Genomic DNA, 22117 nt, shown 5'->3' on the forward strand with positions numbered 1-22117 from the left:
ACTATGCTTTTTCCAGAATCTGGATTACATATGAATACATAGATAAAACAATACGTTCAGCCATAATTACCCTTATTTATAACATGGCTAACCTTTCTTTTCGGGCACCTGGCGCTTAAATGGGATGGTACGCATGATGAAACAGATTCAGGAACAAACGGCGCTAAATCCCCTTCACTCTCACTGGCGTCTGGCTGATGACCGCAACGTGCTGTATCTCTCCCCGACAGGTGAAACGGATGCAGAAAAAACGGTCGAGCTATCGCCGGAGCAAGCCGGGCGTATCCGGGAAATAACGGCGATTACGTCCAGTCTGCTGATAACGTTGTTGATAGAAAAACAGGTTACCGCAGTGCACCTGGTAGGCCGTAAGATTAATAACCGTGAATGGGCTGGCTGCCTGGCAACCTGGCCTGATGCGCCTGCCATCGCGCCAACGCAGGCGCAGGAGCTCTCTTTTGCCGAGCAAATCGTATCAGAAGCCAACTCAGTCATTGCGATACTGGATAGTCGGGGAAAAATCTGTCGATTTAATCGGTTATGCGAAGAGTACACAGGCTTAAAAGAGCGAGATGTAATTGGTCAAAGCGTCTTTAAATTATTTATGAGTCGCCGGGAGGCGGTTGCCTCCCGGCACTACATTGAGAATTTTTTTCGCAATGGCAATGCCTATGAAATCGAACGCTGGATAAAGACCCGTAAAGGCCAACGCCTGTTCTTATTTCGTAATAAATTCGTCCATAACGGTAGCGGAAAAAACGAAATTTTCCTGATCTGCGCAGGCACGGATATCACCGAAGAAAGGCGGGCTCAGGAGCGTTTACGCATACTGGCGAATACAGACACCGTCACCGGCCTGCCCAATCGCAATGCTATTCATGAATTTATTAATCATGCTATTGCCTCGGCTGGCGAGTCGCAGGTGGGTATCGTTTATCTCGATCTGGATAACTTCAAGAAAATTAATGACGCCTATGGGCATATGTTTGGCGATCAGCTCTTACAGGCCGTTTCGCTGGCGCTGTTGAGTTGTCTGGAGGAAGACCAATTGCTGGCCAGACTGGGGGGAGATGAATTCATTGTCCTCGCTGCCCATACGTCTCAGGCCGCGCTGGAAGCAGTAGCCTCACGAATCCTTACCCGTCTGCGGCAACCGTTTCGTATTGGACTCATTGAAGTTTACACGGGATGCGCCATTGGCATTTCGTTGGCCCCCCGGCACGGACAGGACAGCGAAAGTCTCATTCGCACTGCCGACACCGCAATGTATAACGCCAAAGAAGGTGGCCGCGGTCAGTTCTGCGTTTTTTCGCCGGAAATGAATCAGCGCGTATTTGACTATCACTGGCTGGATACAAACCTGCGAAAAGCGCTGGAAAACGACCAGTTACTTATTCACTATCAGCCCAAAATTACCTGGCGCGGCGAAGTACGTAGCCTGGAAGCGCTGGTACGCTGGCAATCGCCGGAACGCGGATTAATTCCGCCGCTGGAGTTCATCTCATATGCCGAAGAGTCAGGACTCATCGTCCCGCTGGGCCGCTGGGTGATTCTGGATGTGGTTCGCCAGATTGCGAGATGGCGCGATAAGGGGATTAACTTGCGCGTAGCCGTTAACTTTTCGGCGCGACAACTGGCCGACCAGACGCTTTTTACTGCGCTTAAACAGGCTTTGTACGATCTGAATTTTGAGTATTGCCCGATCGATGTCGAGCTAACGGAAAGCTGCCTGATCGAAAATGACACGCTGGCGCTATCGGTTATCCAGCAATTTAGTCAGCTCGGCGCCCAGATTCATCTGGATGATTTTGGCACCGGGTATTCTTCGCTTTCTCAACTCGCCCGGTTCCCTATTGATGCCGTTAAACTGGATCAGGCTTTCGTCAGAGATATCCATAAGCAACCGCTGTCGCAATCTCTGGTTCGGGCGATTGTCGCGGTGGCTCAGGCGCTAAATTTACAAGTGATTGCCGAAGGCGTAGAAAATGCTAAAGAAGATGCCTTCCTGACAAAAAACGGTGTCAATGAACGACAGGGCTTTTTATTCGCTAAACCTATGCCCGCCGTTTCTTTTGAACGCTGGTACAAACGTTATCAGACGAAAAAAATGCGTTAATGGCGGCGATAATAGGGAGAACAGCCTGTGCAGACAGGCATAGCCCTATTTTTCCCTTCTCTTTTCAGATTAATTTCTGCATCATGAATTGAAACCTTTTCTGACATTAAGGATGACAAACATGTCTGATATCGAAGCACAACGAATTGCCGCACGCATTGATACCGTGCTGGATATCCTTGTTGCTGGCGATTACCACTCGGCCATCAATAACCTTGAAATATTGAGAGCAGAGCTGTTAGATCAGGTTAAAGACGGTATCTCGCCATCCCAGGCTCCCGGGTCGCCCTGGGAAATCTGATAGCGATTATTTGTCCGGGATGGCCGTTAGTCCTTCCCGGCTCTCTGACTGTCTGTTGACTCCTCTTAACGTATAAAATTAATACTATGAACTCCCGACAACAATCAATTTTGCAAATGGTGGTTGATAAAGGCCAGATGAGCGTTGCTGAACTGGCGAAAATTACCGGCGTATCTGAAGTCACGATTCGTCAGGATCTGAATACCCTGGAAAAACAGAGCTATTTACGCCGTGCGCACGGTTTCGCCGTTTCGCTTGAGAGCGATGACGTAGAGACTCGCATGATGACGAACTACACGCTAAAACGCCGACTGGCGGAGTTCGCCGCCTCGCTGGTCCGTCCAGGGGAATCCGTTTTTATTGAAAATGGCAGCAGCAATGCGCTATTGGCCCGGACGCTGGCGGAACAAAAAGATGTCACGATCATCACCGTGAGCAGTTATATCGCGCACCTGCTCAAAGAGACCCCTTGCGAAGTCATTCTCCTCGGTGGAATCTATCAGAAAAAAAGTGAAAGCATGGTAGGGCCGTTGACGCGACAGTTTATCCATCAAGTGCATTTCAGCAAAGCATTTATCGGTATTGATGGCTGGCAGGCTGATACCGGTTTTACCGGACGCGACATGATGCGATCGGATGTGGTTAACGCTGTTCTGGAAAAAGGCTCAGAAGCGATTGTCCTCACCGACAGCTCCAAATTTGGCTGTGTGCATCCCTATCCCCTGGGCCCGCTCTCTCGCTTCCATCGTGTCATTACGGATTCCAAAATTTCCGCCAGCGATCAAATGCAGTTAGAACATGCGGGGCTGCTAGTCAATGTTATTGGCTCATCCGTTTAAAATATTTCCCGATGGTTTGCCCTATGGCAAATCATCCTCTCTCTAAGACTTTTCTGACATCCCAATTAAGACTATTTACCTGTTGTAACGAGCGTAACGTCGTAAAATTAATATTAGCGAAATAACAGGAAGTGACTATCACCTGCGTGATATACCCCTGCGCAATCAGGTTTTACGGAAAATCTCTTAACAGGTTTTATTTTAACTATAGTTATAGTGAGCTTAATTCCGTGAATCGTTAATTCAGGAGAGAGTATTATGTTTATGACGAGCAAAAAAATGGCCGCTGCTGTGCTGGCAATCACCGTAGCAATGTCTCTGAGCGCCTGCTCAAACTGGTCCAAGCGCGATCGCAACACGGCTATTGGCGCAGGTGCGGGGGCGTTAGGCGGCGCAGTGTTAACGGACGGCAGTACATTAGGCACCCTGGGCGGCGCGGCGGTCGGCGGCGTGATTGGTCATCAGGTTGGAAAATAATCCAGACGTTTAAATATTGAACGGCTCAAAATAATACGCTTATTCTTTTCAGGTCTGGATTACAAAAATAGACAAAGTTGACTTTTACGCCACGGTAATTTACAACCGTGGCGTTTTCATTAGCCGCCAGCTAATTTTACTTTCATTCCTTTAGCTTCCAGCAATGATTTTATCAAGTCGCGTTTATCACCCTGAATTTCAATAATCCCTTCTTTTACTGCCCCGCCACAGCCGCATTTTTTCTTCAGTTCAGCCGCCAGTTTGGTTAATTCAGCATCATTCATCTCGATACCGGTAATCAAACATACGCCTTTACCCTTACGGCCACTGGTTTGACGCTGAATGCGAACGATACCATCCCCTTTGGGACGAACCGGCGCCGTTTTAGGTTCTTCAATGCGCCCCGTCTGTGTTGAATAAACCAGACGACTATTGGAATCGCTCATTATGCCTCCCGTTTCAGTGACGCGTTAATATCCTTCAGCGTTTGCGCCGGATCTACCGATTGCGTAACCGGGCGGCCAATCACCATATAGTCGACGCCGGCGGATAATGCCTGTTCGGGCGTCATAATGCGTCGCTGGTCGCCTGCCTCGCTGCCTGCGGGCCGAATGCCCGGCGTCACCAGCTTAAATGCAGCGCCAAAGACCTGTTTAAATCTGACCGCTTCCTGAGCGGAACAGACCACGCCATCCAGCCCGCATTGCTGCGTCAGGCGCGCCAGCCGCTCCGCATGTTCCGCCGGTGACAACGTCACGCCCAGATCGCGCAGATCGCTGGTTTCCATACTGGTCAACACGGTCACGGCAATGAGTAACGGCGCATCTTTACCGAATGGCGCCAGCGCGTCGCGCGCTGCGGCCATCATTCTCGCTCCGCCAGACGCGTGAACGTTTACCATCCAGACGCCCAGGTCTGCCGCTGCAGCGACTGCCCGGGCCGTGGTGTTGGGAATATCATGAAATTTTAGATCAAGAAAGACATCAAACCCACGTTGCTGGAGATCCCGAACGAGCTGTGGACCAAACAGCGTGAACATCTCTTTGCCCACTTTTAAGCGACAATCGCGAGGATCGATTTTATCGACAAACGCCAGGGCTTTATCGCGTTCATGGTAATCCAACGCCACAACGACAGGCGATTCAGTAATAGCGCAGGAAGAAGATGAAGCAGTAAACGTCATGACCAGACCTTCTTGATGATGGGCACCGGAAGTGGCGCAAATTGGATAAACGGCGTGCATTCTACCTGCGGCGCAGGGAAATTAACAGGTTCGATTGACAACCTGATAAGCCCTGGCCGCCGATGCCAGCGTCGTTTCTTGTCTTATGTCATTAAGTATGTTGTAACTAAATTGAAGCTTTTTTTATATACTACTGCCCATCAAGTCCGCGAATAGGTTTAATGGTCGACCATGCCCGGCAGGACGGACAGTGCCAGTACAAGGTATAGGCGGTAAAACCGCATTTCTGACAACGATACCGCGGTTTACTGCGCACCTGCTCGCCAACCATATCACGCAGTACCATCAGGCTTTCTTTCGCTCGCCCTTCTTCCGCCTCGTTGAGATGGTAATCCATCAGCTTATGGAACACCCGCATGGTAGGATGTCGCTGTAGCTGACGCGTGATATAGACTTGAGCTGCGTCACTACCTTCACGTGCTTCCAGAATATCGGCAAGCATTAACTCAGCGCCAGCACCGGTATTCTCCTCAACGGCGCGACGTAAAAACTCCGCCCACTCGGCATTTTTACCGAGCTGTTGATAACAGGTTTGCAGCATCTCCAGCGTTTCGCTGACCAGCTCTTTATCCTGAACGATCACACGTTGCAGGCTTTCGACCGCTTTGGCGTAATCCCCTCTCGCCATATAAACGCGCCCCATCATGATAGACACCCGGGCGCTATTTTTATCTGCGGCGGCACCTTTTTTCAGCAACGCCATCGCGCGATCCATGTCGTCGTTGCCCATCTGCTGTAACGCTAACTCACAGTAAAAATGGGCGATTTCGATACGCTGTTTATCTTTGCCCAGTTTCACCAGCCGTTCTGCTACTTCGATCGCCTTTTGCCAGTCGCTGGTTAGCTGATAGATTTGCAAGAGCTGCTGTAACGCGCCTACGCGAAATTCCGTTTCGTCGGTAAGTTGGTTAAACATATCTTCCGCGCGGTCATATAAACCGGCGGCCATATAGTCGCGCCCCAGTTGCTGAACAGCCAGTAAACGCTGTTCATAGGTCAATGAAGCGCTTTCCATGAGCGTTTGATGAATACGAATGGCGCGATCGACTTCGCCGCGTGAGCGAAACAGATTACCGAGAGTGAGATGAGCCTCAACGGTGCCCGTATCCTCTTTAAGCATATCGAGGAACAGATCCACCGCTTTATCTTGTTGGTTACTCAGCAGGAAGTTAACCCCTGCGACATAATCGCGCGACAGACGGTTAGCTTCATCCTGTTTTGTTTGTTGCGCACTTCTGCGACCCATATACCACCCATAGGCAGCGGCTACAGGCAACAGCAGAAATAACAACTCCAACATAAATGATTATTCCTTTACAACCGACGAATCGGCAGGGACCGCAACGTCGGTTGCTGGCGAGAGCTTGTTTTCCAGTCGTTTAATTTTACGTTCAGCGCGGGCAAGGGAAACGCGGACCCGCAGCCAGAACAGGCCGCAAATCAGCCAGCCAATCGCAAAACCGACGGCGAACAACACAGCAAGCAACGTGGAGATACGATACTCCCCTTGCGCCAGCAGGTAGTTAAACGTCACCTGTTGATCATTCTGCGCGCCCAGCGTCACCGAAATAACAAAAATCGCCAATACCAGTAAGAAAATGAGTAAATATTTCACATTACTTCCCGTTATGTGGTTTGCGCGAATAAATCGTGTCCAACTTACCGCATCCAGCCTTCTAAATTACCATTTTCCCGCCTCGCGCGAAATGGAAATGCGCCCGCCATCAGATGATTTAAGGGCAATAGTCAGAAAATCAACCGTTGTCAGCTTTCCTGCTCGCGTTCAGCAATTTCTTGCGCTTCTTCACGAGGCGGCATAAGCGGCCCGCAAATTCGCTGCGCCAGCCAGGTCGCCAGGGTAACTAATAGCCAGGAGATGAGCGTGGCGACCACTAAATCTCGCGGCCAGTGCATTCCCAGAAGCAAACGGCTGCCCATTACGCCGGTCGCCCAGACTAACAAAAACGCGATGGTGAAAGTCCGTCTGCGCGGCCATAACAGACCCACGGCCAAAAGCGCCCAGCTCGCTGCAAACATGGTGTGTCCGGAGGGAAACGCAAAGCCCGTCTCTTTTTGCCAGTGCTGACGCAGGAAAACAGGGATGTTCTGTTGCCCGGCCAACTGCTCTTTCACTAAATGTCCGCGTTCTGTACGCTTTAAAGTGTAGAACTCATCGACGGGAATATGGTGCGTTTTTTCAAGCCAGACCACAAATGGCCGCGGCTCCTGTACGCGCTCCTTTACCCATGACTTCACGCCCTGCCCGACGATAATCGCCCCGCCGAGAATCGCAAACAGCATAATGGCGGCGCGCAGGCGAAATCGCAGGCACCATAAGAACCATCCACAAAGAATCACATGCGTGATAACGCCCCAGGGTTTGGTCACGGTTTCCGTTATCCAGAATAGCGTTTTTAGCCACCAGACCTGATGTCCTGGCTGCCACTGCCAGCCTGATACCCATACGGCAAGCGGCATGATAAGCAACAGGGCGGCGCCTGCCGCGGTGCGCCTCGCAATTGAAAGCATGGATGCTCCTTTTATAAGTAAGTATCACAATCATAACTGAAAATTCTCGCCGGACTGGAAAATTGACAAATTTGTGCCATTCCTGAGCAATTACGTGGTAGTGATTAGGTGATGTCCGCCGCCTTATGGCAAAATAGCGGGATACAAGCCAACAGGCGACGACACCGCAGGCGTCAGCATAATCTGGAGAAATACATGCAGCTTAAACGTGTGGCAGAAGCCAAACTGCCAACCCCATTGGGTGACTTTCTGATGGTGGGATTTGAAGAACTGGCAACCGGACACGACCATGCCGCGCTGGTTTTTGGCGATATTTCAGGTAAAACGCCGGTACTGGCTCGCGTTCATTCCGAATGTCTTACTGGGGACGCGCTTTTTAGTCTGCGCTGTGATTGTGGTTTTCAACTGGAAGCCGCGCTGACGCATATTGCGGAAGAAGGACGCGGTATTCTGATTTACCACCGTCAGGAAGGCCGCAATATCGGCCTGCTTAATAAAATTCGCGCTTATGCGTTACAGGATCAAGGCTATGACACGGTGGAGGCCAATCATCAGCTCGGCTTTGCCGCCGATGAGCGTGATTTCACCCTGTGCGCGGATATGTTCAAATTACTGGGCGTGGATGAAGTTCGCCTGCTGACCAATAATCCGAAGAAAGTCGAAATACTGACCGAGGCGGGAATTAATATCGTCGAACGCGTTCCGCTCATTGTGGGTCGTAATCCAAATAATGAGCATTATCTCGATACTAAAGCGGCCAAAATGGGCCACCTACTAAGCAAGTAAGCCACCGGTATTAAAGCGCGGGCCTGCCTGTTTACGGCAGGCCCGATAAACGGCTTTAGTTCAGCATATTTCTAATGACATAGTGCAATATGCCGTCATTCTGGTAGTAAGTCAGCTCGGTGGCGGTATCAATGCGACAGCGACAAGGCACAGTTTCTTTGCTGCCGTCCGCTCTCGTTAACATAACCGGAATGGTCGCGCCAGGGCGCAGGTTTTGCAGATCCGCGACATCAATCACCTCTTCCCCGGTCAGTCCCAGCGTTTTACGCGTTACGCCCTGTGGAAACTCCAGCGGCAGGATCCCCATCCCAATCAGGTTTGAGCGGTGGATACGTTCGAACGACTCGGCGATCACCACGCGGATACCTAACAGCCGCGGACCTTTTGCCGCCCAGTCACGGCTCGATCCCGACCCATACTCTTTCCCGGCAATTACCGCCAGCGGCGTTTTTTCCTGCTGGTATAGCATCGCGGCATCATAAATCGACATCGCTTCCGTACCCGGCAAATGCCGCGTCATCCCACCTTCGACGCCGGGCAGCATTTCGTTGCGAATACGAATATTGGCGAACGTACCGCGCATCATCACTTCATGGTTGCCGCGCCGTGATCCATAAGAGTTAAAATCCTTCCGCTCAACGCCGTGATTTTGCAGATAGCGTCCGGCGGGACTGTCCGGCTTGATACTGCCGGCCGGGGAAATATGGTCGGTCGTCACCGAATCACCCAGCATCGCCAGGATACGCGCGCCGTGGATATCTTTGACGGGCGCAGGCTGGGCCTGCATTTCATCAAAGAAAGGCGACAGGCGAATATAGGTTGAATCCGACTGCCAGCCGTAGGTATCGGACGATTCAACCTGAATCGATTTCCATTCTTCCGTACCCTCAAACACTTCCGCATACTCTTTACGGAACATATCCGATGATACCAGTTCAACGGCGCGAGCAATTTCCTGCGCCGAAGGCCAGATATCCTTCAGGTATACCGGATCGCCTTTACGATCGTACCCCAGCGGGTCTGTCGCGAGGTTAATATTCATGTTTCCGGCCAGCGCATACGCGACCACCAGCGGCGGCGACGCCAGCCAGTTCGTTTTCACCAGCGGATGGATACGCCCTTCAAAATTTCGGTTACCGGAAAGCACGGCCCCTACCGTCAGATCGCCTTTTTTAATCGCGGTCTCAATAGGCTCCGGCAACGGACCGGAGTTCCCGATACAGGTCGTACAGCCATAACCGACCAGGTTAAAACCGAGCTCATCCAGATAAGGCGTAAGTTTGGCCTGCGCCAGATAGTCAGATACCACTTTTGACCCCGGCGCCAGAGAAGCCTTGACCCACGGTTGACGCTTCAACCCCAGCGTTACTGCTTTTTTCGCCAGTAATCCCGCCGCCATCAGCACGCTGGGATTCGAGGTATTCGTGCAGGAGGTGATGGCGGCAATGACGACAGCGCCATCCGGAAGCTGATATGGCTGTCCGTTCATCGTATAGTCAACCGGCTGGCGATCTCTTTGCGCGGTATTCAGCTCCAGCTCGGCGCTGGCGGCAAAGGCTTTCGGCACATCGCCTAACGCTACGCGATCCTGCGGGCGTTTCGGCCCGGCCAGGCTGGCTTCGACATGGCCCATATCCAGTTCCAGCGTACTGGTAAAGACCGGTTCGTCACCGGGATTACGCCACATTCCCTGCGCCTTCGCGTAGGTTTCAACCAGCTCGACCAGATCGTCGCTACGTCCGCTTAATCGCATATATTCCAGGGTGATGGCGTCAATGGGGAAGAAACCACAGGTGGCGCCATATTCCGGCGACATATTAGCGATGGTCGCGCGATCCGCCAACGGCAGCGAATCCAGACCATCACCATAAAATTCAACAAATTTACCCACTACGCCATGCTTACGCAGCATTTGCGTGACGGTGAGCACCAGGTCAGTGGCGGTGATCCCCTCCCGAAGTTTACCGGTTAACTTAAAGCCGACGACATCCGGGATAAGCATCGACACGGGCTGACCAAGCATCGCCGCTTCCGCTTCGATACCGCCCACGCCCCACCCCAATACGCCCAGACCATTAATCATGGTCGTATGGGAGTCAGTCCCCACCAGCGAGTCCGGGTAAGCAATCCACTCCCCGTCCTGTAATTCGCTCCAGACGGCTTTACCCAGGTATTCCAGGTTAACCTGATGGCAAATGCCGGTGCCGGGCGGCACCACGCTGAAACGGCTGAATGCCTGCTTTCCCCATTTCAGGAACATATAACGCTCATGGTTACGTTCCATTTCCAGCCGCACGTTTTCTTCAAACGCATCGTCATCGCCGAAATGATCGACCGTCACAGAGTGGTCAATAACCAGATCAACCGGCGATAACGGATTCACTTTCGACGTATCGCCGCCGAGGCGTTTAACGGCTTCACGCATCGCCGCCAGGTCGACAACGGCAGGCACGCCGGTAAAGTCCTGCATCAGGACACGGGCGGGCCGCCAGGCAATTTCACGATCGGCATGGGCATTTTTAAGCCAACCGGCCAGCGCCTGAATATCTTCATCAGTCACAGATTCGCCGTCCTGCCAGCACAACAGGTTTTCCAGTAACACTTTAAGTGATTTGGGCAAACGGGCGATATCGCCCAGGGATTTGGCAGCCAGCGGCAGACTGTAGTAATGATACGTTTTATCTTTGGCCTGCAATGTATCCTTACTGGCTTCTCGTAGGGTTGACGACATAGCTCCTCCTTAAATGACAGGGTTGCGTTACCCTGATTCTCCACAGGGTTGTATTAAAGATAACACAAACAAAATGTAACGTTTTGATAACAACCCAAATTGCTAAAAGAGGAGAAACCTAACAGGCGAGGAGCGAAGATGAAAAAGCCCGATAAATAACGCATTATCGGGCTTTGACGAGATTAGACGGCAATCCAGATTAACTCGGCCCAGAACAGTAGCGATAATATAAACGCGCCAGTCCATGACCAATACTTTATATTTGACGTTAACATAGGCGACACCAACTGTGTTTAATCAATACTGAGAGGCGCTCAGCACACGGTTGCTGCGGTGTAATAAGACAGCGTTAATAAAACAGTAACGCCAATAAAAAGACGAATATTATTTTTGTGACACCTCATCAGCAAAAGCATCAATAAATGCCCGCTGCTGCGGTGTGAGCGTCCAGTGTTGCGGAACAGACCGAAAAACGGTCGTATCCGGGGTGTTATCATCGTCACAAGATTGAATCGGGGGCGCGATCACGCGCTCGCGTTCCGACGTAATGCTCACTTAGCCCCACCAATGCCAGATAACAAGCGCTACCACTACCCAGAACAACGCAGAACCCACAAAAACCGCCAGCCATGCTTTACGTTTGAGCTCAGGGTCGCGGCGCGGTTCCTGGTTTTCAGAAGGCATTACTAACCTCATGCTATCGGTATCACTTATCATTTCAGCACCAAACAATCGGTACAATTAATCATCAGATGAGACAAATCCTAAATAAACTTTAGTCAAAAATCCAGTCAATTTACGAATCGTTGCCAGTGAATAAATCAATCTTTTGACTCAAGATAACTATTTGGAAAAAGAAACTGGCGGGACGGGTAATTCAACACTATTTTGCTGATCATTACCCGTAATACTTCGAGGGATATTGCAAAAGGCGGCTTTGTCTGCCATGCCACTACGACACAAACCGACGATGCTATTACTTTTCAGGCAGCTTTATATCCTGAAACATCGCTTCAATTTCTTCATTAGAACGCAACGCCACCGCCGTATCCACCACGTCACGCGTCAGATGCGGCGCAAAACGCTGGATAAAATCATACATATAGCTGCGTAAAAAAGTACTACGGCGAAAACCAATTTTTGTGGTGCTGTGGCTAAAAATATCGTGCGCGTCAATCCGCACTAAATCAGGATCGGCAAGCGGATCGACCGCCATGCTGGCAATGACGCCAACGCCCAGTCCCAACCTGACATACGTTTTAATCACATCCGCATCGGTTGCAGTAAAGACGATCCGCGGCGTTAATCCTGCGCGATTAAAAGCGGTATCCAGTTCGGAACGCCCGGTAAAGCCGAAGGTATACGTCACCAGCGGATACTGCGCCAGCGCTTCGATCGTTACGGAAGACGTTGCCGCCAATGGATGATCCGGCGTCACCACTATCGAACGGTTCCAGTGATAGCATGGCAACATCACCAGATCGTCATATAAATGCAGCGCTTCCGTGGCAATCGCGAAATCGGCGTTCCCTTTCGATACCGCTTCCGCAATCTGCGTTGGCGACCCCTGGTGCATATGCAGCGAAACGCGCGGATAACGCTCGATGAAGCCTTTAATCACGCCTGGCAATGCGTAACGCGCCTGAGTATGGGTAGTGGCAATATAGAGCGAGCCTTTATCCGGCCAGGTATGCTCGCCGGCGACCGACTTAATGGCATCGACTTTGGAAAGCACCTCACGCGCAATACGAATAATCTCCTGACCTGCGGGCGTCACCTGAGTCAGATGCTTACCGCTGCGGGCGAAAATCTGGATGCCAAGCTCATCTTCCAGCATCCTAACCTGCTTGCTGATCCCCGGCTGGGAAGTATACAACCCCTCAGCGGTAGAGGAGACGTTAAGGTTATGATTAACCACTTCAACAATGTAACGAAGCTGCTGCAATTTCATAATACATCATCCAGATTAGCGCCATCAGGCCATCGTTTATCTGCAGACATCATTGGGCTGCTAATACGATTTAATAATAAAAAAGGTGTTAACTATAACCACTATATCATTTATATCTGAACTGTATAGCCAGCGCGATAAAATAATAAGCCCGCTATACCCAAAATAATTCGAGTGATTAAAGGCAACAAGCGAGTGAGTTCCCAGGAGCATAGATAACCAGGTGACTGGGGTGAGCGACAAATCTGCCGGGAGCAGATTTGAACGTCGCGTGCGACGGCCCGTCAGGGCGAGGCCTATAGATGGGCCGAGTAATCCGTAGCCAACACATCAGCCACTTGAAATATGAAGGGGATATAAAAAAGGGCCGCTTACGCGGCCCGCTTGACTACAGTGGCGACAGGCCGGGGTTATTTCTTGCCTTCAACCCACTTACCGTCGACGAAGAACGCTGACCATCCCGTCGCCTTCCCGTCTTTTTCCGCCGCAACGTACTGCTGTTTTGTTTTGCGGCTAAAGCGAACAACGGTTTTATTGCCTTCTGGATCCTGCTGCGGCGCATCCGCCAGATAACGCAGTTTTTCCGGCAGGCGATCGCGGAACCGGTAAAGCTCCTCGACTAATGGCGCGCGCGTTTCACGTGATTTCGGGAACGTATTGGCCGCCAGGAATATCCCTGCGGCGCCATCGCGCAGCACAAAGTACGCGTCCGATTTTTCACACGGCAGTTCCGGTAATGGAACAGGATCTTCCTTCGGCGGCGCAACTTCGCCGTTACGCAAGATCTTACGGGTATTTTTACATTCGTCGTTAGTACAGGCCATGTACTTACCAAAACGCCCCATTTTCAGGTGCATTTCGGAACCACATTTCTCACACTCAACGATCGGGCCGTCATACCCTTTGATGCGGAACTCGCCTTCTTCAATCTCGTAGCCGTCACAGGTCGGGTTATTACCACACACATGCAATTTACGCTTCGGATCGATCAGATAGCTGTCCATCGCCGTACCGCACTTCTGACAGCGACGTTTGGCGCGCAGGGCGTTGGTTTCGGCGTCGTCGCCTTCCAGCACGTTCAGAACTTCATTTTCCGGCACCAGGTTAATGGTCGTTTTACAACGCTCTTTCGGCGAAAGCGCATAACCTGAACATCCAAGGAAAACCCCCGTACTGGCAGTACGAATTCCCATTTTACGGCCACAGGTTGGACAGTCGATGCTGGTCAGCACCATCTGGTTAGGACGCATCCCCCCTTCTTCCGGATCTTTCTCGGCTTTATCGAGCTGCTGAGTAAAATCGCTGAAGAAGTTATCCAGCACCGCTTTCCACTCGGCCTGGTGATTTGCAACCTGATCCAGACTATCTTCCATCTGCGCGGTAAAATCGTAGTTCATCAATTCGCGGAAGTTTTCTTCCAGCCGGTCGGTGACGATTTCACCCATTTTTTCCGCATAGAAGCGACGGTTTTCAACGCGAACATAGCCGCGATCCTGAATGGTCGAGATAATCGACGCATAGGTAGACGGACGACCAATACCGCGCTTCTCAAGCTCTTTAACCAGAGAAGCCTCGCTAAACCGGGCTGGCGGTTTAGTAAAGTGCTGAGCAGGCGTCAATTCAAGTAGCGTCAGCGCATCGCCCTTATTCACGGCAGGCAATGTGCGATCTTCATCGCCTTTACGCAGCGCCGGCATCACTTTTGTCCAGCCGTCAAAGCGCAAAATACGCCCACGCGCTTTCAGACGGAATTCGCCTGCGCCAACGGTAAGCGTAGTAGAGTCATATTGCGCTGGCGTCATCTGACAGGCGACAAACTGACGCCAAATTAGTTGATACAACTTCTGCGCGTCAGCCTCCATGTCTTTCAGCGACTCCGCCATGACAGCAACGTCGGAAGGACGGATCGCTTCGTGCGCTTCCTGAGAGTTTTCTTTGCTGGCGTACTGGTTCGGGTTATCCGGCAGGTATTTCTTGCCGAAATTATCGCCAATATAACCACGCACCATGTTGACCGCATCCTGACTCAGGTTGGTGGAGTCTGTACGCATATAGGTGATGTAGCCCGCCTCATACAGACGCTGCGCCATCATCATGGTTTTCTTCACGCCAAAGCCCAGCCGGGTGCTGGCCGCCTGTTGTAGCGTGGAGGTGATAAACGGCGCGCCAGGTTTGCTGCTGGTCGGTTTGTCTTCACGCTCCAGTACGCTATAGCGCGCTTTTTCCAGCAAGCTGACGGCGGCAAGCGTCTGCTCGCGATTTACCGGCCGGAATGGCTTGTCGTTCTGATGCGTCACCTGTAGCGGTAGCGCCTCGCCAGACGGCGTCGTCGTATTAGCGTCAATTTCCCAGAACTCTTCCGGAACAAACGCTTTAATCTCGCGCTCGCGTTCAACGACCAGACGGACCGCGACAGACTGAACGCGACCTGCCGACAAACCACGGGCGATCTTTTTCCACAGCAGCGGCGAGACCATATAGCCTACCACGCGGTCCATAAAGCGGCGCGCTTGCTGGGCGTTGACCCTGTTAATGTTCAGCTCGCCCGGCTGTTCAAACGCCTGGCGAATGGCATTTTTTGTTATTTCGTTAAAGACTACGCGACTGTAGCGCGCGTCATCGCCGCCGATCACTTCCCGCAGGTGCCATGCAATGGCTTCCCCTTCGCGGTCAAGGTCGGTTGCGAGATAGATGTGGTCGGCTTTTTCCGCCAACTGTTTCAGTTCAGAGACGACCTTCTCTTTACCGGGCAGCACTTCATAGTGCGCATCCCAGTTGTGCCACGGGTCAACCCCCATACGGTTGACGAGAGCGCCACGTTCATCCTTTTTGGGCTTTTTAGCCGTTTTGGTGGAGGTAGAGTCGGCGCTCTTTTTAGCTGCTGAGCCACTGGTCGGCAAATCACGGATATGACCCACGCTGGATTTCACCACGTAGTCATTACCCAGATACTTGTTGATCGTTTTGGCTTTTGCCGGGGACTCAACGATGACAAGAGCTTTACCCATATTCACCTTTACCTAAGTTGATTCTTCCAGGAATGCGTCGCACGTTGATTCACCTTCCACTGGCGACGAGACAACGATATATGGTCTCTGCGTCTGCGGATATCAACCCCTTGTACTGGCTTTGTGTACGAAATGTAACCCTCAGGTGACTGAGTTAACAGGCTTTTTTGCACACACGCGCTATAGCACGACGGAATTTTGGTCGAATGTCAAGCAATTCTGTTGCCAGATTGACGAAAGCGTCACACTGTACCTGATAAAATTCGATACGCAACTTTATTAGCATGCAAAAACAAATCTTGCCAGTGAACGCAACATGACAAATCCATCAATTTCCTGTGAGAATATTTGCCCATCAGAAGTGCTCAGCGTAGACTAATCTCCTTGTTTAAGGAGTAAAAAATGCATAAAGAGACGCAACCTATCGATCGCGAAACACTGTTGCTTGAAGCCAACAAAATTATTCGGGAACATGAAGACACGATGGCAGGTATTGTCGCCACCGGCGTAACGCAGAGAAATGGCGTGCTGGTTTTCAGCGGCGATTACTTTTTAGACGAGCAAGGGTTACCGACCCCTAAAAGCACCGCGGTGTTTAACATGTTTAAACACCTGGCGCATGTGCTGTCTGAGAAGTATCACCTGGTGGATTAATCCATGCCGGATGGCGCTGAATGCCATCCGGCAATAGCGGTTTACATCAACGGCTTTTGTCCACGCTGCCACCAGCGCAGCAGCAGCCGATCCGCGCTTTCCGCCGCGCTGCCGGTAACACGATCGATCAGTTTTTTACGCTGCATATAGCGCACATTCAGCACCTCGCGCCCTTCCATCAGGCCGAGGATAACCTCATCGCTGGTGTTAATTTCATCAACCAGTCCTTTCTCCAGCGCCTGCTGACCGTACCAGTGTTCGCCCGTGGCGACCTGTTCAATGTCCAGAGCCGGACGCATCCGCTGCACAAACTCTTTGAACAGATGATGCGTTTCGTTGAGATCTTCACGAAACTTCTGCCGCCCTTCTTCCGTATTCTCGCCTAACAAGGTCAGGGTACGTTTGTACTGCCCTGCGGTATGCAGTTCAATATCAATGTCTTTACTTTTGAGAAAGCGGTTAAAGTTCGGAATTTGCGCGACAACACCAATTGACCCCACAATAGCGAACGGCGCCGCGATAATTTTTTCCGCCACGCAGGCCATCATGTAGCCTCCGCTTGCCGCGACTTTATCCACCGTCACGGTCAGCGGAATATTTTTATCGCGCAGGCGCTGCAATTGCGATGCCGCCAGGCCATAGCCGTGCACAACGCCACCGGGGCTTTCCAGACGCACAACCGCCCGATCGCCGGGTTTCGCCACTGCCAGCACCGCCGTGACCTCTTCGCGTAACGCATTAACTTCGTGAGCGTCCATACTGCCTTTGAAATCTATCACCCATACGCGCGGTTTGTCCGATGTCGCAATGTCCCCCAGCTTCGCTTTCGCTTTGGCGGCTTTCGCCTCCTGCTTATGCTTTTTTTTCTGCGCTTTATGCCACAGTTTTTGCTGATGGCCATCCATCAACGCCGCAGCAAGGTCATCCTTCATCTCCTGATACTGCTCGCTCAAATTGGTCACGCGCAGCTCACCGCGCTGACGTTTGCGTTGCGTAGCATTCACGATCAGCAGCACAATGACGGCAATGGCCACCACAACGGTGACGATTTTTGCCAAAAATAAGCCATATTCAGACAACAATTCCACGACTCCCACCTTGATTAAATAACGCGACTTGCGCTCAGTGTACAACAGGCATCGAAGTCAGTCTCTCTTCATCCGTGTGCCTGTTGAGGAAGAAAAAGTATGACAAGACGTTCATTTTACGGCGTTATCGCCCCTGTCTGATTGAAAAAAAAGGCGCTTTCAGGCATAAACCCGAAAAGTTAACGCGAAGATAAGACAACCTGGCAGGACGGTGCACCACGCCGTTGAGGAGTAGCCATGCATTACCAACCGAAACAAGATCTATTGCAAAACCGCATTATTCTGGTCACTGGCGCCAGCGATGGCATTGGGCGGGAAGCCGCGCTCACGTATGCGCGTTACGGCGCAACGGTGATTCTGCTGGGACGTAACGAAGAGAAACTGCGTCGGGTCGCGCAGCACATTGCTGACGAGCAACATGTTCAACCACAGTGGTTTACGCTCGATCTGCTGACCTGCACCGCTGAAGAGTGCCGGCAAGTGGCCGACCGCATCGCCGCGCACTATCCCCGCCTGGATGGCGTCCTGCACAATGCCGGGTTACTGGGGGAAATCGGTCCAATGAGCGAACAAGATCCGCAGATCTGGCAGGATGTCATGCAGGTGAATGTTAACGCCACCTTTATGCTCACCCAGGCGCTGTTACCGTTATTGCTGAAGTCCGATGCCGGCTCGCTGGTCTTTACGTCATCAAGCGTTGGCCGTCAGGGACGCGCCAACTGGGGCGCCTATGCCACCTCGAAGTTTGCTACTGAAGGAATGATGCAGGTGCTGGCGGACGAATACCAGAACCGTTCTCTGCGTGTTAACTGCATTAACCCGGGCGGCACGCGCACCAGTATGCGCGCCAGCGCCTTTCCGACGGAAGATCCACAGAAATTAAAAACGCCTGCCGATATTATGCCGCTTTACCTGTGGCTTATGGGCGACGACAGTCGCCGTAAAACCGGTATGACCTTTGACGCCCAACCGGGCCGTAAACCAGGAATCGCCCAATGAGTGATGAACGTTATCAGCAGCGCCAGCAGAAGGTAAAAGATCGGGTTGACGCCCGTGTCGCCCAGGCACAGGAAGAGCGCGGTATTATTATCGTGTTTACTGGCAATGGTAAGGGCAAAACCACGGCGGCTTTCGGGACTGCCGCCCGCGCCGTAGGACACGGTAAAAACGTAGGCGTGGTGCAATTTATTAAGGGCACCTGGCCCAACGGCGAGCGTAATCTGCTGGAACCGCATGGCGTCGAATTTCAGGTGATGGCAACGGGATTTACCTGGGAGACGCAAAATCGCGAGGCAGACACCGCAGCATGTATGGCCGTTTGGCAGCATGGGAAACGGATGCTGGCCGATCCGCTGCTTGATATGGTGGTACTGGATGAGCTGACCTATATGGTGGCGTATGACTATTTGCCGCTGCAAGAGGTCATAAGCGCGCTAAACGCGCGCCCTGGTCACCAGACGGTGATTATTACAGGTCGCGGCTGTCACCGGGATATTCTTGATCTTGCGGATACCGTCAGCGAACTGCGTCCGGTTAAACATGCTTTCGACGCGGGCGTAAAAGCCCAGATGGGAATTGATTATTAACCGTAGGCCGGATTAAGGCGTTTGCGCCGCCATCCGGCACAAACCCTCTTGTCTGATGATTCTCGGCCTATAAACCACGGTAGAGATTACCCGTTGTTATTACGCCCACCGGAGCGGCGTCCGCCAGCTATCTGGCTGTGGCGTTTTACCGCCCGACGGATCTGGTTCGCTTTCATACGACGACGGTCTTTTTCGACGGCAACCTTCGACGAGGTTTCCGGCGGGAGCTCTACCAGACCACGCAGATAGTTCGTTTGCGCGAGGTCGAGCTCAGTCCAGCCGCCGCGCGGCAGGCCTTTCGGCAGCGGGATATCGCCGTAACGAACGCGGATCAAACGGCTGACCTGAACGCCTACCGCTTCCCACAGTCGGCGAACTTCGCGGTTGCGCCCTTCCGTCAGCGTCACGTTATACCACTGGTTAATGCCTTCGCCGCCGCTGAATTTAATGGTCTTAAATGCCGCCGGACCATCTTCCAACTGTACGCCACGGCTTAAATCACGCAGTTTCGATTCATCCACCTGACCGAACACGCGCACGGCATATTCACGTTCAACTTCGCGACTAGGATGCATCAGGCGGTTCGCCAGTTCACCGTCGGTGGTAAACAACAATAGCCCGCAGGTGTTGACATCCAGACGTCCTACCGCAATCCACCGCGCGCCGCGCAGTTTCGGTAAGCGATCAAAAACGGTTGGCCGCCCTTCAGGGTCATTGCGGGTACACAGTTCACCTTCTGGTTTGTAATAGGCCAGAACGCGGCAAATTTGTTCCGCCGACTCTTTCACCGAAATCAGGTGACCGTCGATACGGATTTTCAAACCGGGAGTGACTTCAACACGATCGCCAAGCGTGGCGATTTTACCGTCAACGCTGACACGTCCCGCTTCAATAATGGATTCGATTTCACGGCGAGAGCCGTGGCCGGCGCGCGCCAGCACTTTTTGTAACTTTTCGCTCATAGAGCTTCCTTCAGGTGTCGCCTTCACAGGCGTCGAACAGGAGAATGAACGGCGCGTTGCCGCGCCATTTTAAGGCCGCGTAGTATACAGGCTTACGCCCTTATAAGAAAGGTGTAACGTCGCCGACGCCTTCGCGCAGCACCACCGGGGAGTCATTGGTCAAATCGATTACCGTGGTAGGCTGTTGACCGAGGTAACCGCCGTGGATGATCAGATCCACCTGCTTCTCCAGCCGATCTTTAATCTCCTCCGGGTCCGACTCGGTAAAATCGCTGCCAGGCAGCATCAACGACGTCGAGAGCATCGGTTCGCCCAGCGTATCCAATAACGCCAGCGCAATCGGGTTTGACGGTACGCGCAGGCCGATAGTTTTACGCTTTTCCTGCAACAGACGGCGCGGCACCTCTTTTGTCCCCTTCAGGATAAAGGTGTAATTACCCGGCGTATTGTTTTTCATCAGACGAAATGCCACGTTGTCGACGTAGGAGTAGGTCGACAACTCGGACAAATCGCGGCACATCAGCGTGAAGTTGTGGCCGTCCGGCAGATGACGGATGCGGCAAATGCGCTCCATTGCGCCTTTGTCTTCAATTTTACAACCCAGGGCATAGCCGGAATCGGTTGGATAAACAATAACACCGCCTTTACGCACAATGTCGACGGCCTGATTAATCAGCCGTTGCTGTGGGTTATCCGGATGGATATAAAAAAACTGGCTCATACTTCCCTCACTGTGATATTTGCGGCTGTTCCCATGTCTGCCATACGCCTTCAACGCCAGCGGGCAGCCAGAGTTTACGCCCCAACTCAATCCACGGGCAGGGCTGATGGAAATCAGATCCAAGCGATGCCCATAAATGATGCTGACGCGCAAGCGTCGCCAGTTGGGTGCGTTCATTGGGCGATTGTTGGCACTGCGCCACTTCCATCGCGTCGCCGTGATGGTCGGCAAAATATGCCACTAATCTTTTCAGCCACTTAGCGCTAAGGTCGTAGCGTCCCGGATGGGCCAACACCGCCTTACCGCCAGAATGATGAATGACATCAATAGCTTGTTCTATTGTACACCACTGCGGCGGAACGTAACCGGTTTTCCCACGCGCGAGATATTTTTTAAAAACATCCGCCATGGTCGCGGCTTTGCCGCACTCCACCAGAAAGCGGGCGAAGTGGCCGCGCGTCACCGCGCCGCCATTGGCCAGTCTCAATGCCCCTTCCCACGCGCCGGGAATATGGGCTTTTTCCAGACGCTCCGCAATGAGCCGACCACGCGCCTGACGCCGCTGTGTCTGCTGCGCCAGAAAATCGCGCATTGCCGGGTGCGCAATATCAATATTCAGACCCACAATGTGAATCTCATGATTCTCCCAGACCGTTGAAATCTCCACGCCGGGAATAAGATTCAGGGCCAGCCCGCAACGTGAAATTTCTTCTCTTGCCGCAGGGATCGCGGCTGTGGTGTCATGATCGGTAATCGCCAGCGTGCCGACTCGCATCTCTACCGCACGGTGTACTAATGTTTCTGGCGTCAACAGTCCATCGGACGCCGTGGTATGACTGTGCAGATCGTAAATCACTGCGTAATTCGTGTCGCTCAAGGCGGCTCCCATAGAGATAAAGGTATGTCATGTACATCATAACGGTTCCGGCAAATATACTGAAATAGGTGTTGACATTATTCCATCGAACTAGTTAACTAGTACGAAAGTTCACATGAAGAGGGTATCTAAAATGGCAGCGACATTTGCATTACACGGTTGGTGGCGCACTTCCTGATAGCGGGCGGTGTATGAACAGCTGTAATCAGCCAAACGATACCCGGCCCGCCTGTTAAGCGGGCTTTTTT

23 protein-coding genes and 1 other annotated feature (1 of these 24 running past the window's edge) are annotated in these 22117 nt (G+C 52.1%); of the genes, 9 read left to right on the forward strand and 14 right to left on the reverse strand.

All coding sequences use genetic code 11. The features are described 5' to 3' along the window. Positions 1-133: 133 nt before the first annotated feature. From pdeR to osmB, 4 genes are all read left to right on the forward strand, one after another. Positions 134-2116: a cyclic di-GMP phosphodiesterase gene (gene pdeR / locus NBA72_RS03005; RefSeq protein WP_077917522.1), complete on the forward strand. Its 1983-nt coding sequence runs from the start codon at positions 134-136 to the stop codon at positions 2114-2116. Positions 2117-2237: 121 nt separating this feature from the next. After that, complete coding sequence (locus tag NBA72_RS03010) at positions 2238-2417, forward strand: YciZ family protein (RefSeq protein ID WP_001279854.1); 180 nt, start codon at positions 2238-2240, stop codon at positions 2415-2417. 86 nt (positions 2418-2503) lie between these two features. Beyond that, on the forward strand, positions 2504-3256 hold the full coding sequence (gene yciT / locus NBA72_RS03015) for a DNA-binding transcriptional regulator YciT (protein WP_042947133.1): 753 nt from the start codon (positions 2504-2506) through the stop codon (positions 3254-3256). Positions 3257-3514: 258 nt separating this feature from the next. Further along, on the forward strand, positions 3515-3733 hold the full coding sequence (osmB, locus tag NBA72_RS03020) for an osmotically-inducible lipoprotein OsmB (RefSeq protein WP_000481166.1): 219 nt from the start codon (positions 3515-3517) through the stop codon (positions 3731-3733). A gap of 119 nt (positions 3734-3852) precedes the next feature. Here the strand turns inward: osmB and yciH are convergent, their stop codons facing one another. From yciH to pgpB, 5 genes are all read right to left on the reverse strand, one after another. Continuing rightward, a complete protein-coding gene (gene yciH / locus NBA72_RS03025; protein ID WP_001285199.1) occupies positions 3853-4179 on the reverse strand; it encodes a stress response translation initiation inhibitor YciH in 327 nt (108 codons plus the stop codon). After that, the gene (gene pyrF, locus NBA72_RS03030; RefSeq protein WP_001529407.1) at positions 4179-4916 is read right to left on the reverse strand and encodes an orotidine-5'-phosphate decarboxylase; all 738 of its coding nucleotides are present in this window, start codon (positions 4914-4916) and stop codon (positions 4179-4181) included. The genes yciH and pyrF overlap by 1 nt, the downstream gene beginning before the upstream one ends. A gap of 190 nt (positions 4917-5106) precedes the next feature. Further along, positions 5107-6276 carry a lipopolysaccharide assembly protein LapB gene (gene lapB, locus NBA72_RS03035; RefSeq protein WP_000891378.1) on the reverse strand — a complete coding sequence of 390 codons (1170 nt, stop codon included), beginning with the start codon at positions 6274-6276 and terminating at the stop codon, positions 5107-5109. A gap of 6 nt (positions 6277-6282) precedes the next feature. Next, on the reverse strand, positions 6283-6591 hold the full coding sequence (locus NBA72_RS03040) for a LapA family protein (RefSeq protein WP_000876301.1): 309 nt from the start codon (positions 6589-6591) through the stop codon (positions 6283-6285). Between the two features lie 149 nt (positions 6592-6740). Next, positions 6741-7505, reverse strand: a complete 765-nt coding sequence (pgpB, locus tag NBA72_RS03045; protein WP_000948651.1) for a phosphatidylglycerophosphatase B — start codon at positions 7503-7505, stop codon at positions 6741-6743. Between the two features lie 195 nt (positions 7506-7700). Between pgpB and ribA the strand changes: the two genes are divergently transcribed. Further along, a complete protein-coding gene (gene ribA / locus NBA72_RS03050) occupies positions 7701-8291 on the forward strand; it encodes a GTP cyclohydrolase II (protein WP_001176284.1) in 591 nt (196 codons plus the stop codon). 55 nt (positions 8292-8346) lie between these two features. On the opposite strand, the gene acnA is transcribed toward ribA, so the two are convergent. From acnA to topA, 5 genes are all read right to left on the reverse strand, one after another. Further along, positions 8347-11022: an aconitate hydratase AcnA gene (gene acnA, locus NBA72_RS03055; RefSeq protein ID WP_439004979.1), complete on the reverse strand. Its 2676-nt coding sequence runs from the start codon at positions 11020-11022 to the stop codon at positions 8347-8349. A 182-nt stretch (positions 11023-11204) separates the two neighbouring features. Next, a complete protein-coding gene (ymiC, locus tag NBA72_RS03060) occupies positions 11205-11297 on the reverse strand; it encodes a small membrane protein YmiC (RefSeq protein ID WP_223148964.1) in 93 nt (30 codons plus the stop codon). A gap of 280 nt (positions 11298-11577) precedes the next feature. After that, positions 11578-11718, reverse strand: a complete 141-nt coding sequence (locus tag NBA72_RS03065; protein ID WP_213083417.1) for a YmiA family putative membrane protein — start codon at positions 11716-11718, stop codon at positions 11578-11580. A 280-nt stretch (positions 11719-11998) separates the two neighbouring features. Then, complete coding sequence (gene cysB, locus NBA72_RS03070) at positions 11999-12973, reverse strand: HTH-type transcriptional regulator CysB (RefSeq protein WP_000776233.1); 975 nt, start codon at positions 12971-12973, stop codon at positions 11999-12001. 410 nt (positions 12974-13383) lie between these two features. Continuing rightward, the gene (topA, locus tag NBA72_RS03075) at positions 13384-15981 is read right to left on the reverse strand and encodes a type I DNA topoisomerase (protein ID WP_000513593.1); all 2598 of its coding nucleotides are present in this window, start codon (positions 15979-15981) and stop codon (positions 13384-13386) included. A 402-nt stretch (positions 15982-16383) separates the two neighbouring features. On the opposite strand from topA, the gene NBA72_RS03080 reads away from it, so the two are divergent. Further along, positions 16384-16635: a YciN family protein gene (locus tag NBA72_RS03080; RefSeq protein ID WP_000548616.1), complete on the forward strand. Its 252-nt coding sequence runs from the start codon at positions 16384-16386 to the stop codon at positions 16633-16635. A gap of 41 nt (positions 16636-16676) precedes the next feature. On the opposite strand, the gene sohB is transcribed toward NBA72_RS03080, so the two are convergent. Continuing rightward, complete coding sequence (sohB, locus tag NBA72_RS03085; RefSeq protein WP_000422082.1) at positions 16677-17723, reverse strand: protease SohB; 1047 nt, start codon at positions 17721-17723, stop codon at positions 16677-16679. Between the two features lie 237 nt (positions 17724-17960). On the opposite strand from sohB, the gene NBA72_RS03090 reads away from it, so the two are divergent. Together NBA72_RS03090 and cobO are read left to right on the forward strand one after the other, a co-directional pair. Beyond that, on the forward strand, positions 17961-18722 hold the full coding sequence (locus NBA72_RS03090) for a YciK family oxidoreductase (RefSeq protein WP_000559310.1): 762 nt from the start codon (positions 17961-17963) through the stop codon (positions 18720-18722). Then, positions 18719-19309, forward strand: a complete 591-nt coding sequence (gene cobO / locus NBA72_RS03095; RefSeq protein WP_042947125.1) for a cob(I)yrinic acid a,c-diamide adenosyltransferase — start codon at positions 18719-18721, stop codon at positions 19307-19309. Before NBA72_RS03090 ends, cobO begins: the two co-directional genes overlap by 4 nt. Before the next feature lie 86 nt (positions 19310-19395). Here cobO and rluB read toward each other — a convergent pair whose 3' ends face one another. The 3 genes from rluB to rnm form a co-directional block, all read right to left on the reverse strand. Next, positions 19396-20271 carry a 23S rRNA pseudouridine(2605) synthase RluB gene (rluB, locus tag NBA72_RS03100; RefSeq protein WP_001291233.1) on the reverse strand — a complete coding sequence of 292 codons (876 nt, stop codon included), beginning with the start codon at positions 20269-20271 and terminating at the stop codon, positions 19396-19398. A gap of 100 nt (positions 20272-20371) precedes the next feature. Next, a complete protein-coding gene (locus NBA72_RS03105; RefSeq protein ID WP_000077250.1) occupies positions 20372-20992 on the reverse strand; it encodes an L-threonylcarbamoyladenylate synthase in 621 nt (206 codons plus the stop codon). A 7-nt stretch (positions 20993-20999) separates the two neighbouring features. Then, a complete protein-coding gene (rnm, locus tag NBA72_RS03110; RefSeq protein ID WP_000500437.1) occupies positions 21000-21881 on the reverse strand; it encodes an RNase RNM in 882 nt (293 codons plus the stop codon). A 121-nt stretch (positions 21882-22002) separates the two neighbouring features. Here rnm and trpL point away from each other — a divergent pair, with 121 nt between their 5' ends. After that, on the forward strand, positions 22003-22047 hold the full coding sequence (trpL, locus tag NBA72_RS03115; RefSeq protein WP_010989026.1) for a trp operon leader peptide: 45 nt from the start codon (positions 22003-22005) through the stop codon (positions 22045-22047). Then, positions 22024-22117: a sequence feature (Trp leader region), on the forward strand (it continues 2 nt past the right edge of the window). Its footprint overlaps the gene before it by 24 nt.

Origin of the sequence: Salmonella sp. NW1250, assembly GCF_051812965.1 — a bacterium.
In the GTDB taxonomy this organism is placed as follows: domain Bacteria; phylum Pseudomonadota; class Gammaproteobacteria; order Enterobacterales; family Enterobacteriaceae; genus Salmonella; species Salmonella enterica.